This window comes from Lentzea sp. NEAU-D7, assembly GCF_026242055.1.
Taxonomy (GTDB): domain Bacteria; phylum Actinomycetota; class Actinomycetes; order Mycobacteriales; family Pseudonocardiaceae; genus Lentzea.
The window spans coordinates 89640-105966 of the sequence record NZ_JAPJDL010000025.1 but is presented as its reverse complement, the minus strand read 5'-3'; the positions used below and the strand labels follow the sequence as shown (position 1 = coordinate 105966).

20 protein-coding genes are annotated in these 16327 nt (G+C 70.8%); 11 read left to right on the top strand and 9 right to left on the bottom strand.

Annotated elements, in window-relative coordinates; all coding sequences use genetic code 11:
- Nucleotides 1–93 precede the first annotated feature (93 nt).
- A complete protein-coding gene (locus ORI60_RS37100) occupies nucleotides 94–381 on the top strand; it encodes a DUF1330 domain-containing protein (protein ID WP_266042690.1) in 288 nt (95 codons plus the stop codon).
- A gap of 21 nt (nucleotides 382–402) precedes the next feature.
- On the opposite strand, the gene ORI60_RS37095 is transcribed toward ORI60_RS37100, so the two are convergent.
- A complete protein-coding gene (locus tag ORI60_RS37095) occupies nucleotides 403–1206 on the bottom strand; it encodes a helix-turn-helix domain-containing protein (RefSeq protein WP_266042689.1) in 804 nt (267 codons plus the stop codon).
- A gap of 101 nt (nucleotides 1207–1307) precedes the next feature.
- Between ORI60_RS37095 and ORI60_RS37090 the strand changes: the two genes are divergently transcribed.
- From ORI60_RS37090 to ORI60_RS37060, 7 genes are all read left to right on the top strand, one after another.
- Nucleotides 1308–2162: a helix-turn-helix transcriptional regulator gene (locus ORI60_RS37090; RefSeq protein ID WP_266042688.1), complete on the top strand. Its 855-nt coding sequence runs from the start codon at nucleotides 1308–1310 to the stop codon at nucleotides 2160–2162.
- 137 nt (nucleotides 2163–2299) lie between these two features.
- Nucleotides 2300–3142 (top strand): SDR family NAD(P)-dependent oxidoreductase, encoded by an 843-nt coding sequence (locus tag ORI60_RS37085; RefSeq protein ID WP_266042687.1) that lies wholly within the window; start codon nucleotides 2300–2302, stop codon nucleotides 3140–3142.
- A 49-nt stretch (nucleotides 3143–3191) separates the two neighbouring features.
- Nucleotides 3192–3968 carry an SDR family oxidoreductase gene (locus tag ORI60_RS37080; RefSeq protein ID WP_266042686.1) on the top strand — a complete coding sequence of 259 codons (777 nt, stop codon included), beginning with the start codon at nucleotides 3192–3194 and terminating at the stop codon, nucleotides 3966–3968.
- Nucleotides 3969–3999: 31 nt separating this feature from the next.
- The gene (locus ORI60_RS37075) at nucleotides 4000–4578 is read left to right on the top strand and encodes a flavin reductase family protein (protein ID WP_266042685.1); all 579 of its coding nucleotides are present in this window, start codon (nucleotides 4000–4002) and stop codon (nucleotides 4576–4578) included.
- Nucleotides 4579–4600: 22 nt separating this feature from the next.
- A complete protein-coding gene (locus ORI60_RS37070) occupies nucleotides 4601–5974 on the top strand; it encodes an amidohydrolase family protein (protein ID WP_266042684.1) in 1374 nt (457 codons plus the stop codon).
- Between the two features lie 30 nt (nucleotides 5975–6004).
- Nucleotides 6005–6253 carry an Atu4866 domain-containing protein gene (locus ORI60_RS37065; protein ID WP_266042683.1) on the top strand — a complete coding sequence of 83 codons (249 nt, stop codon included), beginning with the start codon at nucleotides 6005–6007 and terminating at the stop codon, nucleotides 6251–6253.
- 44 nt (nucleotides 6254–6297) lie between these two features.
- Nucleotides 6298–7026: a DUF1990 family protein gene (locus ORI60_RS37060; RefSeq protein WP_266042682.1), complete on the top strand. Its 729-nt coding sequence runs from the start codon at nucleotides 6298–6300 to the stop codon at nucleotides 7024–7026.
- On the opposite strand, the gene ORI60_RS37055 is transcribed toward ORI60_RS37060, so the two are convergent.
- Complete coding sequence (locus ORI60_RS37055; RefSeq protein ID WP_266042681.1) at nucleotides 7004–7372, bottom strand: VOC family protein; 369 nt, start codon at nucleotides 7370–7372, stop codon at nucleotides 7004–7006. The two genes, ORI60_RS37060 and ORI60_RS37055, sit on opposite strands and share 23 nt — an antisense overlap.
- Nucleotides 7373–7434: 62 nt before the next feature.
- On the opposite strand from ORI60_RS37055, the gene ORI60_RS37050 reads away from it, so the two are divergent.
- Nucleotides 7435–7887 (top strand): MarR family winged helix-turn-helix transcriptional regulator, encoded by a 453-nt coding sequence (locus ORI60_RS37050; RefSeq protein WP_266042680.1) that lies wholly within the window; start codon nucleotides 7435–7437, stop codon nucleotides 7885–7887.
- A gap of 4 nt (nucleotides 7888–7891) precedes the next feature.
- On the opposite strand, the gene ORI60_RS37045 is transcribed toward ORI60_RS37050, so the two are convergent.
- Genes ORI60_RS37045 through ORI60_RS37030 form a run of 4 tightly spaced genes read right to left on the bottom strand, consistent with a single transcriptional unit; the run spans nucleotide 7892 to nucleotide 11303 of the window.
- Complete coding sequence (locus tag ORI60_RS37045; RefSeq protein ID WP_266042679.1) at nucleotides 7892–9073, bottom strand: glycosyltransferase; 1182 nt, start codon at nucleotides 9071–9073, stop codon at nucleotides 7892–7894.
- Complete coding sequence (locus ORI60_RS37040; RefSeq protein ID WP_266042678.1) at nucleotides 9070–9963, bottom strand: DUF3152 domain-containing protein; 894 nt, start codon at nucleotides 9961–9963, stop codon at nucleotides 9070–9072. Before ORI60_RS37040 ends, ORI60_RS37045 begins: the two co-directional genes overlap by 4 nt.
- Nucleotides 9964–9978: 15 nt before the next feature.
- On the bottom strand, nucleotides 9979–10692 hold the full coding sequence (locus ORI60_RS37035; protein ID WP_266042677.1) for a hypothetical protein: 714 nt from the start codon (nucleotides 10690–10692) through the stop codon (nucleotides 9979–9981).
- Complete coding sequence (locus tag ORI60_RS37030; protein WP_266042676.1) at nucleotides 10689–11303, bottom strand: hypothetical protein; 615 nt, start codon at nucleotides 11301–11303, stop codon at nucleotides 10689–10691. Before ORI60_RS37030 ends, ORI60_RS37035 begins: the two co-directional genes overlap by 4 nt.
- A 168-nt stretch (nucleotides 11304–11471) precedes the next feature.
- On the opposite strand from ORI60_RS37030, the gene ORI60_RS37025 reads away from it, so the two are divergent.
- The gene (locus ORI60_RS37025; protein ID WP_266042675.1) at nucleotides 11472–11843 is read left to right on the top strand and encodes a hypothetical protein; all 372 of its coding nucleotides are present in this window, start codon (nucleotides 11472–11474) and stop codon (nucleotides 11841–11843) included.
- A gap of 40 nt (nucleotides 11844–11883) precedes the next feature.
- On the opposite strand, the gene ORI60_RS37020 is transcribed toward ORI60_RS37025, so the two are convergent.
- The 3 genes from ORI60_RS37020 to ORI60_RS37010 all read right to left on the bottom strand — a co-directional run bounded on the left by ORI60_RS37020 (nucleotide 11884) and on the right by ORI60_RS37010 (nucleotide 13756).
- Complete coding sequence (locus ORI60_RS37020) at nucleotides 11884–12414, bottom strand: hypothetical protein (RefSeq protein WP_266042674.1); 531 nt, start codon at nucleotides 12412–12414, stop codon at nucleotides 11884–11886.
- A 124-nt stretch (nucleotides 12415–12538) separates the two neighbouring features.
- Nucleotides 12539–12937, bottom strand: a complete 399-nt coding sequence (locus tag ORI60_RS37015; protein WP_266042673.1) for a hypothetical protein — start codon at nucleotides 12935–12937, stop codon at nucleotides 12539–12541.
- Between the two features lie 3 nt (nucleotides 12938–12940).
- The gene (locus ORI60_RS37010; RefSeq protein ID WP_416234554.1) at nucleotides 12941–13756 is read right to left on the bottom strand and encodes a lysozyme; all 816 of its coding nucleotides are present in this window, start codon (nucleotides 13754–13756) and stop codon (nucleotides 12941–12943) included.
- A gap of 218 nt (nucleotides 13757–13974) precedes the next feature.
- Here ORI60_RS37010 and ORI60_RS37005 point away from each other — a divergent pair, with 218 nt between their 5' ends.
- The gene (locus ORI60_RS37005) at nucleotides 13975–16290 is read left to right on the top strand and encodes a transglycosylase domain-containing protein (RefSeq protein ID WP_266042671.1); all 2316 of its coding nucleotides are present in this window, start codon (nucleotides 13975–13977) and stop codon (nucleotides 16288–16290) included.
- Nucleotides 16291–16327 lie beyond the last annotated feature (37 nt).

Genomic DNA, 16327 nt, shown 5'->3' with positions numbered 1-16327 from the left:
GAAACTGGTCGTTTGCCGCATTGGAAAGACCACTCCGCGTCCTTAGCGTTGAACCCGAACAACCAACGCAACGCATTCGAAGGAGACTCGGACATGGCCGCATACGTCGTGATCGATCTGAACGTCGCCGACCCGGCCGGCTTCCAGCAGTACGTCGACGGCGTGACGCCGTTGATCGAGAAGGCGGGCGCGCGCAACGTCCTGACCGACGGCGACGCCCTGGTGCTCGAGGGCGACTGGGCTCCGCCGACGCTCGTCATCCACGAGTTCCCCGACCGGGCCGCGGTCCAGGAGTTCTGGGACTCGCCGGAGTACCAGCCGTTCAAGGAGCTCCGCCGCAGGTACTCGACGGTGAAGGTCGTCGTCGGCGAGACCGCCTGACCGCAGCGCCGAGCACGCCGGTCAGGCGGCCAGCGCGCTCAGCACCACCAGGGCGTCGGCGGAGCGGGACCGCGGTTCGGCCGGCTGGGCGACCAGCCGATGGCCGGGCGCGCTGGTGATCGCGAAGATCTCCGTGCGCAGTTCCAGCTCGCCGACGCCGGGGTGGAAGAAGTGGGTGCCGGGCGCGACCCGGCCGCGCGGTTCGCGCTCGGCCCAGAGCCTGCGGAACTGCGGGCTGGCGAGGGAGAGTTCGCCGACCAGCTCTCGCAGTCCGCGCTCGTCGGGGGCGTGGCCGGCATTGCCGCGCAGGTCGAGGACCGCCGCGCGGGCCGTGGCGGTCCAGTCGAGGAAGAACTCGTGCGCCGCGGGGTCGAGGAAGATCATGCGGTGCAGGTTGTCGCTGTGGACGAAGCCGCTGTGCAGTGCGGTGGCGAGGGCGTTGCGCGCCAGGACTTCGCCGAACCGGCCCAGGACGTAGGCGGGCGCCTTGGTCCAGTCGTCCAGCAGCTCGAGCAGGTGAGGGCTGACGCGGGTCCGCCGAGGCGTGGCCGGGCGGGCCAGCCGGTGCAGCTCGACGGTGGCGGTCTCGTCCAGGCGCAGGGCTCGCTTCAGGCTCTCCACGGTCTGGCGGGTCGGTCGCTCGTGCCCCTGTTCCAGCCTGGCGTAGTAGCCCGCGCTCAGCCCCGTCAGCAACGCGACCTCGTCGCGGCGCAGTCCGGGAACCCTGCGGCGGCCCGCGGTCCTGAGCCCCGCCTGCTCGGGCTGGACGAGAGCGCGGTGGCTGCGCAGGAAGGCGCCCAGCGCCGTGTTCCGCTCCCCTCTCATGTGGTCGAGGCTAGGCGGCGGACGGGGGGTCAGCCTGGGTGCGTCCCACCCAGGCTGCCCGCGGTTGACGGGAGACCGCCGCACAGGTTGAGTCTGCCGTCATGACCGGCACACCTCTCGGCGACTTCCTCCGTGCCCGGCGTGCGGCCCTCACACCGCAGGACGTCGGGTTGCCCGAACACGGCCGCCGCCGCGTGCAGGGCCTGCGCCGCGAGGAGGTCGCCATCCTCGCCGGGGTGAGCAGCGACTACTACATGCGCCTGGAGCAGGGCCGCGAGTCCAGTCCGTCGGCACAGGTGGTGGAGGCGGTGGCGCGGGCGCTGAAGCTCGACGCCGCGGCCACCGAGTACCTGTGGCTCCTGGTGCGGCCGGCGGAGGCGAGGACGTGGCGCCGCACCGGGAGCATCCCGGTCAGCGCCCAGCTGCGGCAGCTCATGGACAGCTGGTCCGACTCCCCCGCGTTCGTCGTCGGTCCCGCGCTCGACGTCATGGCCTCCAACGCGATGGCCGACGCGCTGCACGACGCCTTCACCCCCGCGGACAACCTGGCCCGCATGGTGTTCCTGGACCCCGCCGGGCGTGTGTTCTACCGGGAGTGGGATCGCGCGGCGCACTCCTGCGTCGCCGAGATCCGCGCCGCGTACGGCCACGATCCCGACAACGCGCGCATCGCCGAGGTCGTCGCCGACCTGTCGGGCCGCAGCCCGGAGTTCGCCGAGCTGTGGGCGCGGCACGACGTGAAGCCCAAGACCCAGGAGACCAAGCAGCTGCACCACGCGCAGGTGGGCGACCTGGAGATCCAGTTCTCCGCGTTCACCGTCAGCGGCGCTCCGCACCAGCAGCTGATCGTCTACCAGGCCGAACCGGCCTCCCCGGCGGTGGAGGCGTTCCGGCGTCTGCGCGCCCACGCCGACGCGGTGCTCGCCGCGCGCTCCGCGGAGGCTCCGCGCGTCTAGACGGGCCTTGGGTGGGTGCGTTCCTCCCAGGAAACCCGCGGCCTTCTTCCGGCTGTCCCAGGTGGACAAACTCGTTCCTGTCAGCGGCGGGAAACGCCCGCCGCACAGGCGAAACAGCCGGAAGGAACGAGATCGTCATGTCCACCTGGTTCATCACCGGAGCATCCCGCGGCCTGGGCGCCGAGATCGCCCGGGCCGCTCTGCGCGGCGGCGACGACGTCGTGGTCGGCGTGCGCAACCCCGACCGCGTGCCCGACGACCTGAAGACGGCGAACACGCTGGTCGTCGCACTGGACGTCACCGACGCGCAGACCGTCTCCGACGCCGTGCGCGCCGCGACCGACCGCTTCGGCGGGATCGACGTGCTGGTCAACAACGCGGGCCGCGGTCTGCTCGGCGCGCTGGAGGAGATCACCGACGCCGAGGCGCGGTCCCTGTTCGACCTCAACGTCTTCGGCCTGATCACCATGACCCGCGCGGTGCTGCCCGTCATGCGCCGCCAGGGATCCGGCAAGCTCGTCCACATCGGGTCCCGGTCGGGTTTCGAGGGCGAACCGGGCGTGAGCCTGTACAGCGCCTCGAAGTTCGCCGTGGCCGGGATCAGCGAGGCCCTGTCCGCCGAGATGGCGCCGTTCGGGATCCAGTCCATGGTGGTGGAGCCCGGCGTGCTGCGCACGGACTTCCTCGACGCCACTTCCCTGTCGCTCGCGGCGCAGCGGATTCCGGACTACGACGGCACTCCCGCGCACGTGACCCTCGACTGGGCCGGCACGGCCAACCACACCCAGCTCGGCGACCCGGTCAAGGCCGCCGCCCTGATCCACGAGGTCACGAGCGGCACCGGCCTGCCGACGCACCTCTACCTGGGCCCGGACACCCTCGACCGGCTGCAGGTCAAGCTCGCGCAGGTCGAGCAGGACCTGGCGCCGTGGCGCGAGAAGTCCGCCGCCACCGCCCACGAGGACGTCGTCCCGGTCTGACCGGCCACCCCCGATTCAACCCACACCTTCCCGGAAGGGGAACTCAGCCATGTCCGTTCTGCTCAACGGCACCCCGCTGGCCGGCCGCGTGGCCGTGGTCTCCGGTGCCTCCAGCGGCATCGGCGCCGCCACCGCCACGCGCCTGGCCGGACTCGGCGCGAAGGTCGCCGTGCTCGCCCGCCGCAAGGACAACCTCGACGCCCTCGCGGAGTCGATCAACCGCGACGGCGGCACCGCGATCGCCGTCCCCGTCGACGTCACCGACCGGGACGCGGTCCAGGCCGCGGCACGGCAGGTCGCCGACCGGCTCGGGACGGCCGACCTCGTCTTCAACAACGCCGGGGTGCAGCTGATCTCGCCGATCGCCGACCTGCGCCAGGACGACTGGCAGCGCCAGATCGACCTGAACGTCACCGGCGTCATGAACGTCATCGGCGCGTTCCTGCCGCACCTGACCGCGGCCGCCGAGGCGGGCCGGCCCGCGGACCTGATCACCACGTCCTCAATCGCGGCCACCCGGATCCTGGAGAAGTTCTCGGTCTACTCCGGCACCAAGGCCTACATCAGCCACCTCACCCGGTTGCTGCGCGTCGAGCTCGGCCGCAAGAACATCCGCGTGGCGACCGTCGAGCCCGGCATGGTCGACACGGAACTGCCGGACCACGTCACCGATCCCGACGCCAGCAAGCTCATGGCCGACCTCATCGACCAGATCGACGTGCTGCAGTCCGCCGATATCGCGGAGACCGTGGCGTTCATGGCCTCCGTGCCGCGCCACGTGAACCTCACCGAGATCACGATCCTCCCGACGGCACAGGCCATCTAGCCGTTCGGGTTCCCGCAGGAGGGTTTCGACGATGACCACGACCGAGCTCCCGCACCACGGCTTCACCGAGTACCCGATGTGCGACGTGCACCGGCTGATCGAGCCCGGCCCCGTCGTCATGGTGTCCACTTTCGACGGTCGACGCGCCAACCTGATGACGAACGGGTTCAACATGCCGATCGCACACGGTGCGCTCATCGGTCTCATCGTCGGCCCCTGGGACCACAGCTACGAGGCCTTGCGCACCACCGGCGAATGCGTCATCGCCATCCCGTCCGTCGACCTCGCCGAGCGCGTCGTCGGTGTCGGCAACACCTCCGGCCGCGAGACCGACAAGTGGCGGCGGTTCGGCTTCACCCCGACCTCCGGCGCCGTGGTGCGGGCGCCGCTGGTCGAGGAGTGCTTCGCCAACATCGAGTGCACCGTGGCCGACGACCGGCTCGTCGACGACTACCACCTGTGGATCCTCCGGGGCGAACGCGCGTGGATCGACCCCGCCAGGCGAGGAGCCGGCGAGTTCCACCACCGCGGCGACGGGACGTTCTCCGCCAACGCGTCCACTGTGGACCTCCGCGACCGCATGACCAGGTGGCACCACCTCACCCGCTGAGCACCAGAAAGCAGGAACGACCATGACCACCACGCTCGAACTGCTGCGCAGGCACGCCTCGGACCCGCGACGGCGGGTCCTGCTCACCGGCGGCACCGTCGTCACCATGGACCCCGCACTGGGCGTCCTGCACCGGGGTGACGTGCTCGTCGAGGGCGACACGATCACCGCCGTCGCCGCCGAACTGCCCGCCGGCGACGCGATCGTCGTCGACGCCACCGGCTCGATCATCGCTCCCGGCTTCGTCGACACCCACCGGCACGCCTGGGAGGCGCAGTTGCGCCGGGTCATGCCCGACGTCAACGACCTCGGCGAGTACGTGATGTCCACGCTGGCCGGCATCGCTCCGGCCTACCAGCCCGACGACATGTACGTCGGGACGAAGCTGGCCGCGCTGACCGCGATCGACAGCGGCATCACCACGATGCTCGACTTCTCCCACAACTCCCGCACACCCGGCCACTCCGACGCCGCCGTCCAGGCCCTGGTCGACACCGGCATCCGCGGCGTGCACGCCTCGATGCGCCCGCACTTCGGCGAGTGGGAAGGCCAGTGGCCGGCCGACCTCGCACGGCTGAAGGACACCTACTTCTCCGCGGGTGGCCTGGTCACCCTGCGGCTCGCCACGCTGGCCACCGACGAGATCGCCGGGCCCGACCTCGCCTACGGTCCTCACCTCGCCCGGCTCGCGCGCGACCTCGACATCGGCGTCAGCGTCGACGCCGTGTTCGGCACCTCGTCCTCGGCGGCCGTCCTGCGCTGGGCGGAGGAGGGCATCCTCGGTCCGGACGTCTCGCTGATCCACTGCACCGGCCTCACGGGCGCCGCCTGGCAGGCCATGGCCGACACCGGCGCGGCGGTCTCCCTCGCGCCCACCTCCGAGGCGCAGATCGGGCTCGAGACAGCCGTGCCCGCCATCGACGAGGCGTTGGCCGCCGGCATCCGCCCCGGCCTGAGCATCGACGTCGAAGTCGCCCTGGCCAGCGACATGTTCACGCAGATGCGCGCCCTTCACGCCATCCAGCGCATGCGCGCCGTGAACGCCGCCTACGGCACCACCGCCACGCCCACGCGGATCGGCGTCCACGACGTGCTCGACTTCGCCACCCTGCAGGGCGCCAGGAGCATCGGCCTCGGCGACGTCACCGGCTCCGTCACCCCGGGCAAGCAGGCGGACCTGCTGCTCGTGCACGCGGAAGACATCAACAACATGCCGCTCAACGACCCGATCGGCACGCTCGTCCTCGGCTCCGACCCCCGCAACATCCGCGCGGTGTTCATCGCGGGCCAGGTCCGCAAGTGGGACGGCACCGTCCTGGACGTCGACGTGCCCGCGCTCGGACGGGACGTCCGGGCCTCACGCGACCGGATCCTCCAAGCAGCGCACTCGTCCTGAGCACCCCGCCAACCCCGAAAGGTGAAGACCATGTCCAGCACAGCACCACACCCCCACGTCGGCATGTGGGTCACCGCGGACGGCCGCATCCGCCAGGAGCTCCTGCCCCACGGTCGCTACGAGGAGGAACGCGATGGCCGCAAGCGCGCCTACACCGGCCGCTACACCGTCGACGGCGACCACATCGACTACTTCGACGACCTCGGGTTCACCGCGACGGGTGACGTCCGCGACGGGGTCCTCTACCACGAGCACCTCGTGCTGCACCGGGAGCGGTGAGAGCGTCGATCGGGCGGTGACGGGTATCCGCGCGGATGCGCATCATGCGGGCGAAAAACCTGGCGGTTCCCGAAGCCGTGTCCCGGCTTCGGGACAGGGTGGTCAACTACGACGTGGACGAGATCCGGGCGTCCACGTGGCACTTCGACCACCACCGGTTCTTCCTGGGCACCGACCCGCCCGGACGCCCGGAGAAGGACTCCGTCTGGTGGCGTGCGCAGCAGGAGGTGGCCGCCTACTCGTTCACCCCCGGCCGCCTGTTGCGCGCCCACTACGCGCGTGAGGACGACCTCCTGGGACGGGACCTGCTGCTGGTGGGCAGGTTCGCCTTCGCGAGGTTCGTCATGGGTGTGCGGATCACCGAGGCGGGGTTCGACGAGGACGGCGTGCGCTACTGCTGGGGATGGAGCTACGAGACGCTGCAGGGCCACCTGGAACGGGGCCGGGTCGACTACCGCGTGGTCAAGGACCTCCGCTCCGGAGCGGTCACCCTGGAGGTCGGCGGCTACAACCAGGTCAACCCCCGCACGCACCCGCTCCTCCGCCTGGGCTGGTCCCTCTTCGGCAGGCGCGCCCAGCACCGGTTCTACAGCGCCGTCGGCGCGAACCTCCGCCGCCTGGCACGACGACCTCCCGCCGGCGAACCGGACGACCGCGGCGAGCCGTTCGTCGCGGTGCCCCACGACGTCCGTTCGTGGACAGAGCCGTTCTGGGCGGTGGCCGTTGTGGACGGCGCGAACGACCCGGCCGTCAGGCGCGGTCGTGAAGGGTGACGTGGTACCCGTCGGGGTCGGCGAAGGTGAACGTCCGGCCGAACGGGCCGTCGACCGGCGCGGAGACGATGGTGTGGCCGTCGGCGGAGAGAGCGTCGTGCACGGCCTGGACGTCCGTGGCGTGGAACCAGATCGCGGCGCCGATGCCGGGCTGGGCGACGGAGGCGAGATCGGTGCCGGGGACGACCTCGCGGAGCGCGAACGCGATGGGCTTCGTCTCGAAGACGACGGCGTGCGGGGGTCCCGCCTGGGAGCGGACGAGGCCGAGGTACTGCTCGTAGAACGCCTGCGAGGCGTCGAGGTCGCGGGCTTGGAACGAGATGAAGTCGGGGCCGTTGGCAGGCATGGTGCTCTCCTCCTGTGTGTGTCAGTATCCTGACACGAACCAAGCTATGTCAGAATCCTGACATGAGTCAAGACGGTGCCGGCGTCGATCTGCGGACGTCACTGGGCTACCTGCTGAAAGAGGCGTCGAGCGTGCTCCGCGCGGCCATGGAGGAGGTGCTGCGCCCGCTCGGGATGAGCGTGACGCACTACGCCTGCCTCGAACTGCTGGCCCAGCGACCGGGCCTGTCGAACTCCGAGCTCGCGCGCGGCGCGTTCGTGACACGGCAGTCGATGAACGTGCTGCTGCAGAACCTGGAACGAGAGGGTCACGTGACGAGGCCCGCCGAGGCGCCCGTGGGGAAGGTCCTCCCCGCGCGGCTCACGCCCCGCGGGCGGCGCAGCCTGGAGAAGGCGACCGCGGCGGTCCGGTCCGTCGAGGTCAGGATGCTGGCCGACCTGACCGGCGACGACCAGGCGGCCGCGTTCCGGATCCTGCAGAGCATGATCCGTTCCCTGCGCGACGGCGACGCGTAGCCCGTCACCGCGCCGCGGCGGCCACTTCCGCCCCGGTGGCGACCGGTGCGCCCGCGCGCTGGTAGGCACGGCTCATCTCGAGCGCCACCCGTTGCCAGGCGTACCGGACGCGCGCACGGTCCTCCGCGGCGTAGCTCATCTCCTGGCGCCGGACGTCGTTCGCCAGAAGCGAGCGCAACGCCCGCGCCAGCGCGGTGGGCTCCCGCGGCGGGACGTGCACGCCGGTCACGCCGTGCACCACGGTCTCGGCCAGCCCGCCCACCGCCGTCGCCACCACCGGAACCCCGCACGCCATGGCCTCGATCGGCACGATGCCGAACGGTTCGTGCCATTGCGGGCACACCACGACGTCCGCGGAACGCATGAGAGAGGCCATTTCCGCGTGCGGCACACGTCCGAGGAACGTGACGCGGTGCGCCACACCGTGCCGGCTCGCCAGCTCCCGCAGCCGCCGGAGGTTCGCGTCCGGTGCCGGCCGCGAGCGGCTCGGACCACCGGCGACCACCAGCTCGGCCCAGGTCACCGTGGCGAGGGCGCTGATCAGGTCGTCGACGCCGTCGTGCGGGGCGAGTCCTCCCACGGCGAGGAGGCGCGACATCCCCTTTCGCGGCGCGGTGGGGCCGTTCGGCGTGAACGTGCGCAGGTCCACGCCCCAGGGAACGGTCGAGATCTTGGACCGGCGCACCCCCAGCCCGGCCAGCTCGTCCGCCTCGTGGCCGGACGTGGCGATCACGCGGGCCGCCTCGCGGCCCACCACCCGCTCGTGTGCGGCGGAGTCGCCTCCCAGGAGCGCGTGGTAGCTCTGCACGACGGGAATCCCGCTGTGGCGCGTGCTGACCACCGCCGCGAAGCCGGAGGTCCAGTGGTGCGCGTGGACGAGGTCCGGAGCGTCGCCGGTCCAGTGCTCGTGCAGCGATTGCGCGAACTCGCCGATGTGCTGGACGACGTCGTCCCGGCCGAGCTGCCGGGCGGGCCCGGCGGGCAGGTGCACCACCTCGAACCCGTCCGCGACCCGCATCCGCTCCGGCAGGCGCGCGTCCGCCCGGCGGGTGTAGATCGTCAGCTCGTGTCCCTGCTGGTGCAGCGCTTCGGAGAGCTTGGCGACGTACAGGGGCTGCCCGGTCACGTCCCGGTCGCGCAGCGCGGGGAGCGGGCTCGCCTGCAACGAGACCATCGCGATCCTCACCTGGTCACCCCCGGGTTGGGCCACGGGTTCGCCACGCAGGTCTTGCCGTCCCGGGCCACCGCCGCCCCCTGGGGCGCGGAGGCGGTGATGTCAGCGAGCGCGTCGTTCGACACGGAGAAGGTCTGCTGCATCATCACGGGCGCGGGGGCGCCGTCCGCGGGGCAGGGCTCGTGCCCGCGGCCGAGGAAGTGCCCGATCTCGTGGTTGACGAGGTACTTGCGGTAACCCGCCAGGTCGCCCGCGTACGACTGGGCTCCCCGGAACCACCGCGGCGCGCTCACGTACACCACACCGTTGACGTAGCAGGAGGTGTCGTAGGGAATCTCGAAACCGCAGATGGCCCGGGCTGTCTCCTTGGCGGTGAGCCGGATCCGCACGTCCGGCTGGGCGACGTCGACGCGGCGGAAGGCGACGTCGCCCGACGCCGTCCAGCCCCGCGGGTCGGCGAGGGCCTCGTCCACGGCCGTGGCGAACGGGAGCTGGGCCTGCGGCACCACGACGCCCTGTTCGACCTCGACGGAGTAGGTGCGCACCCGTCCGGTGCCGACCTGCGCGGTCGTGCCCGGAACCGTGCGCCACCAGCCTTCGCCCTGGTCGCGCACCGCGACCCCCGGCGGGAGCTCCGGCCCCGGACGAACCACGTCCCTGCCGGCCAGCGCGAGCGGTGCCGTGGTCGACGACGAGGACGGCTGCGAAGGCGGCGCCGAGGAGGAAGGGGCGGACGACGAAGGTGGTGTCCTCACCGAGATGCTCGTGGCCATGACCGGAACCTGCGGCTGCGCCACCTCCCGCTGCGCGGGCGCGTCGACCGGCAGGCTGTCCAGCATGCCGATCGTCACCCCCGCCAGCATCGCGGCGAAGACGTACATGACGATTCTTCCGACGGTCACGAGGTCACTCCCCCATCACGAGCAGCTGAACAGCACTGGACACGGCGCGTGGTGCAACGCCGCCCTCGCGGCGGGCTGGAGGCCCTCCGCGGCACCGCGCTCCCGGCCGGACACCACGAGCAGGTCGCTCGGGAACAGTCGCGTCTCCTCCTGCACCGACCTGATCTCGCGCACCAGCTCGACGATGACGTCGGGACAGGCGGCGTGGACGAGGTCCGCGGCGGCGTCGAGCGAGTCGGCGGCGTTGATGTACGGACGTGCCAGCACGCGGAGCCGGGTGGCTCCCCGCGCCCGGCAGAAGGTCGTCGCGCGCTGCAGGACGCCCTCGCCGCCCACCGCGTCGAGGACGGCGGTGACCACGCCGAAGCGGCAGGCGACCGAGGCGGGAGAGCCGCCCACGACGACGACGTCGCGGAGGTCGCGGCCCGCGAGCGGCGGCACGGCCAGGGCACGGTCCCGGGAGATGACCACCAGGCCACCCTCCCAGCGGCCGGGGGTGCACTCGGAGTGTTCGATGTGGACGGTGAGATCGGGGTGCTCCGCGAGCAGTGCCGCGACGGCGGAGTGCGTCGGGTCGTTCTTCGGGCCCGCGTGCACCACCAGGCCGACACCGAGCGCCTCGGCGCACGCGGCGGCCCACCGGACGCCCGTGGAGCCCGAGTCGCGCACGTCCACCAGCACGCAGGTCGCGGCCGTGACACGTACGGACTCGTTCGCGAGCGCGGTCATCGCGTCACGCTCGGCGCGTCGGCGGTGGAGAGCACCGTCTCGGCCGCCGGCAGCTCGGGACTCCTCGGTGACGGCATGTCCGGCGCGCCGGCGACCTCGGCGTACCACTGGTCCAGCAGCCGCTGCCGCTCGGCCAGGTCGGCGAGCATGACGCGGGACCGCTCCAAGGCCTCGCCGACGATCTCCTGGGCGCGGCGGCTCGCCTCGGCCAGCCTGCGTTGGCTCTCCTGCTCGGCCTCGTCCAGCAGGGTCGCCTGGCGGACGGCTGCCTCCTCCGCGCGCTGCACGGCGTCCTCGGCGCGGGCGCGGGCCTCGGCCTCGATCTCGTCCGCCTTGCGCCTGGCCACGTGCAGCAGATAGCGGATGCACCCGGAGACGGCGTTGTCCTTGTCGTGCCCGGCGTGCAGCGTGCGGTACTCGGCGAGCTCCGCACGCGCCTCCTCCAGGTGACGAGCGAGGTCCTCGGCCGTTTCGAGGGCGGCGTCGCGGTCGGTGCAGGCCAGTTCGAGCTGTGCCTCCAGCCGGGCGTACTCCTCGTCGACCTGGGCCCGGTCGTAGCCGAGCCACCGGGTGCGGAAGTGCCTGGCACCCTCGTTCAGGAGATCGTCCATAGCCATGCTCGTGTCCCTTTCCTGAACGTGGGCGGTTCTCTGGTACGTGGCAGGTACCCGTGCACCGGCCCGCCAGACATCGCTGACCAGTAAGCACCCTGTCTAGTGAATTCCTCACGGACCGTCATCGGCACGGGTATCCGGTGCGGACCTGACCGGAGGTGTCCCGTGAACGAACACGAGTCCGCTACCGAGCCGGACGCGGCCTGGCAACCGTTCGTCGACGCGCTCTGCACGGCGTCCTCCACCTGGGACGCCGGCCCCGGACGATCTCCGGACAGCGAGCGGCACGACCCGATCAGCCCCTGTCAGGCCGGGAACGTGATGCTCGCGATCGCCGCTCTCACCCAGCGGATGGCCACGGCGACGGCGTCGATCGTGCGCGCGGTCGCGGACACGAGGCTGGCACCCGTGACCGGCGCGGACGACCTGTCGGACGAAGTGGAGTCGCTGGGGCACATGGCGTCGTGCGCCGACACCCTGCTCCGCGCGGCCGAGCTCGCGCGGGCGGTCGCCGGTCAGCAGCACGACGACGTGTAGGCGCGCCGGATGTCTCCGGCGCGCCTGCACGTCGTTCAGGTCAGTTCTGGCGGTCCCTCAAGAACTCGATGTAGGCCTCCGCCGCGGCGCGTGCCCGCTCGCGCAGTGCCCGCGGGTCGGTCGCCGCCGCGGCCTTCAGCCCTTCGCAGCTGGAGGCCAGCGCCTCGGGGCCCAGCGCGTTCATGGCGGCGTCCGGCAGTTCGTCCTTCATGCACCGCGTGGCCCGCCCGACGGCGTCCGGGCTGCAGAAGTCCTCCGGCGAGTAGCACTTCTCGACGACGGCGTCGAGCGCGGGCCTGCTCTGGCGGTAGATCATCTCCATGCTGCCCAGACCGGAGACCGCGTTCGGCAGCACGACGTCCTTGAGCTCCCGCACGTCCCGCTGGTCTGTCCCGGGTCGGAGTTGTGCCTGGCAGACACGTGACACGAACTCCTCGCGCGTGATCTTCGTCAGCGTGCCGACTGTGTCGCTGAAGTCGCCGTAGCACGCGATCGCGTTCGCGGCCGCGGGAGCGAGCACCACCGGGATCGCGGCGAACAGCGCGGCCAGTGCGGTCGTCCTGGGCTTCATGTCGTCCTCCTGGGCATCAGCCGATCGGTCAGCCGCCTGGTACCCGCACGGCCGCGTGACCCGTCGTCACTCGCTGAAGTCGACCACATCGGGTGACACCCGCAGGAGTCCACATCGGAGGGTCTCATCGGGACGGTGCGGTGTTGTCGACCGTGAACTCGTGGTCCACGACGGCGTCCATGATCAACGGCGTGGTGCTGCGGACGCGAGCCGTCAGCGCGTGGTTCCCCTCGGTCGGCGTGAAGCCCTCCAGGGTCAGCCGGTCACCGTCGCGTCGCGTCGCGATCATGGTGTCGTCCACGAGGACCTCCACCCGCTCCAGGGTGTCCGGGTGACCCGTGCTGATGCGGACGTCGTGCAGGGCCACCGCCCTCAGCACCGCGCCGTCCTCGAGACCGTCGATGGTCAGGCCGATCTTCTCGATGTGCGTCACGGAGGCCACGACGACGGTCGACGACACCGCGAACACCACGCCGAGGAAGACGAGCAGGAGAAGTTCGGACCTGCGGACCGGGGCGCACATCGGTCATCCCGACGCCAGGGCGGCGAGCCGGTCGGCGCCCCCGTTGAAGACGTTCTGGTCGATCGGCGACGAGGTGAACTGCCAGATGGTGTGGACCGGCCACTTGTAGGGCATGGGGCCGACCGAGGCCGCGTACCTGGCGAGCCACAACGGGTTGGTGGAGCTGAAGTCGCCGCTGCGTCCCGTGCACTTGTCCCACCACAGCGTGGACGTGTAGATCACCGGCCAGCGCTTGGTCAGCGCGTGGTAGGTGTCGCTGAAGCTGCGGATCCAGTTCACCATCGCGGCAGGGGTCAGCCCGTAGCAGGTGTCGCCGCCGTAGGGGTTGTACTCGATGTCGAGCGTTCCGGGGAGGGTCCGGCCGTCCCGCGACCAGCCACCCCCGTTCTGCACGAAGAACCGCGCCTGCGTCGCGCCGTCGGAACGGTTCGGCAGCGCGAAGTGGTACGAGCCGCGGATCATGCCGACGGCCGCGGAACCGTTGTACTGCTGGGTGAACTTGGGATTGCGGTAGCCGGTGCCCTCGGTCGCCTTGATGTAGACGAACCGCTTGCCCGCACGCCACCAGTGTCCCCAGTCGACGTCACCCTGGTGGCTGCTGACGTCGATCCCGTCCACGCGGCCCACGTTGTCGACGCCGAGATCCGGTGGTGTCATGAGCATTTCGCCGGTGCCCTCGTGCTTCGCGATCTGCGAGCCGGCCGAGTGGTCGTCCGAACCTTCGGACGCGTGCACGTGCACGGGGCTCAGCAGGCTCGCGACCAACGCGATCGCAGCGGTGCGAACAACGCGAGAGCCTGCACTTGGTTGCGACGGCATTGGCTTCCTCCCCTTGCGTGAATGTTCCTGTTGGGCAGCTACCCGTGCCAGGAACGGAAAAACCGGACACACATTTGTTGCCACGAGAGGGTGAGGGATTCCGTGTTCCGGCACGCTGGGTGACGATTTCCCGGCCTGCGGTTCATTCGATGTGGGCGGCTGACCAGTGATTTGCCGGGTAACCGTCGGAAGCCGCATTCCGTGAGGGGAGTCTCGCCGTGGATCGCAAGAAGATCGCGTCCTGCACCGGCAAGCTCGCCGGTCTCTGCCTGCTCGCCGGCGCGCTGGTCGCCGGGCTCATGTTCCCCGCCACCGCGACGCTGGGCGCGCTGTCCAACAGGCTCAGCGACCAGGTGCAGTCCACATTGGCCCAGATGCTGACCAACGAACCACCGCTGATGACGACGGTGACGGACAAGGACGGGACGGCGATCGCTTACCTGTACGACCAGTACCGGGTGCGCACCCCGCCGGACAGGATCTCCCCGCACATGAAGGACGCGTTGCTCGCGATCGAGGACCGCCGCTTCTACGACCACCACGGCGTCGACTGGCTGGCGAGCCTGCGCGCCGCGGCGCGCAACAACGCGAGCGGATCGGTCGAGCAGGGAGCGTCCACGCTGACCCAGCAGTACGTGAAGAACTACCTCGTGCACGTGCTGGCGCGCACCGACAAGGGCGCTCAGGGCGCGGCTCAGGAGCAGAGCATCACCCGCAAGCTGCGGGAGGCGCGCATCGCGGTGGGCATCGAGACGGCCCTGAGCAAGGACGAGATCCTCGCGCGGTACCTCGACCTCGTGCCGTTCGGTTCGACGATCTTCGGTGTCGCCGCCGCCTCGCAGGCCTACTTCGACACCACACCGGACAAGCTGACCATCCCCCAGGCCGCGACGCTCGCGGGCATGGTGAACAGCCCGACCGCGCTGGACCCCGAGGCACGGCCGGACAAGGCGGTGGAACGCAGGAACCTCGTGATCGACGCGATGCTGGCCGAGGGAAAGGTGTCCAAAGAGGATGCGGACCGGCACAAGAGCGCACCGCTCGGCCTGCAGGAGCCCGTTCGTCCCTTGCAGACCGGATGCGTCGGCGCGGGACCGTCGTACGGGTTCTTCTGCTCGTTCCTGGTGGAGTACCTGACCGAGTCCGGCTTCAACCTGGAAGAGCTGAAGATCGGCGGCTACCGGGTGGAGACCACTTTGGATCCGAAGATCACCGAGCACGCGAAGCAGGCGGTCGAGGCGCAGGCGCCGAAGAACACCCCCGGCGTGGCGAACACCATGGCCGTCGTGCGACCGGGAAAGAACGCGCACGAGGTCGTGGCGCTGGTGGCCAACCGCGACTACGGCCTGAAGAAGGAGGAGTTCCAGACGCAGTTCGACCTGCCGAGCGGTGTGGAGAACAAGTTCGGCACGGGCTCGGTGTACAAGATCTTCACCGCGGCCGCCGCCTTGGAGAAGGGAGTCGGCATCGACACGGTGATCCCCTCCCCCAACTCCTACACCTCGAAGGTCTTCAAGGGCGGTGCCCCGTCCTGTCCGGCCACGGGTGAGCCGAACACCTACTGGTACTGCCTGTCCAACCACAACGACCGCTACCCGCCGCAGATGCCGTTGAAGCAGGCGCTCGCGACATCTCCCAACACGGCGTTCGTCATGCTGGAGGAGAAGACCGGACTGGAGGCCGTGGTGAACATGGCGTCCCGGCTCGGCATGCGCAAGACGATGTCCACGAACATCGCCGGAGTGCTGCCGGATCCGAACGGCCCCAAGGACCTGCGGGTCAGCCAGGCGCAGTTCTACGCGGGCAACGGCAACGCCTCCTTCACCTTGGGTCCCGCACCGTCGAGCACCCTCGAACTCGCGAACGTGGCCGCGACGATCATGAGCGGGGGCACGTGGTGCAAACCCACCCCGATCCGGCAGGTCCTCGACCGGGACGGCAAACCCGTTGAACTGAAACGACCTCCGTGCGAGCAGGCGGTGCCCGAACCTCTCGCGAACGCGCTCGCCGTCGGTCTCAGCGAGGACAGCAAAGGCCAGGGCACCGCGGCACTGGCAGCGCGCAAGGTGGACTGGAAGCGTCCGATGATGGGCAAGACCGGGACGACCGAGGAGTACAAGTCCGCGGCGTACGTGGGAGCCACGCCCGACTACGCCGCCGCCGTCCAGGTGTTCAACGACAGCACCTCACCGAAGGGCATCTGCGTCGGCTCGGGACCGCCGCGGCTGTGCCCCGAGGGCAACATCTACGGCGGTACCGTGCCCGCGGCGACCTGGTTCGACACGATGGTGAAGGTGCACGCCGACCTGCCTGAGAAGCCCCTGCCGCAGGTCGAGGAACGCTTCCTGCGCGGTGACGGGAGCAGCGCGCCTCCTCCCCCTGTCACGACGGCGCCCCAGCCGGAGGCAGCGGTGCCTCCGGCGGCCACGGCGCCGCCGTCGCCCGCTCCCGTATCCCCGTCCCCGCCGCCTCCTGCGGCCACGGCGCCGCCGTCGCCCGCTCCCGGATCCTCGTCCCCGCCGCCTCCTCGTTGAGGACCGGCCAGCCGGGGAAGGGCGCCCCCGGGCCACG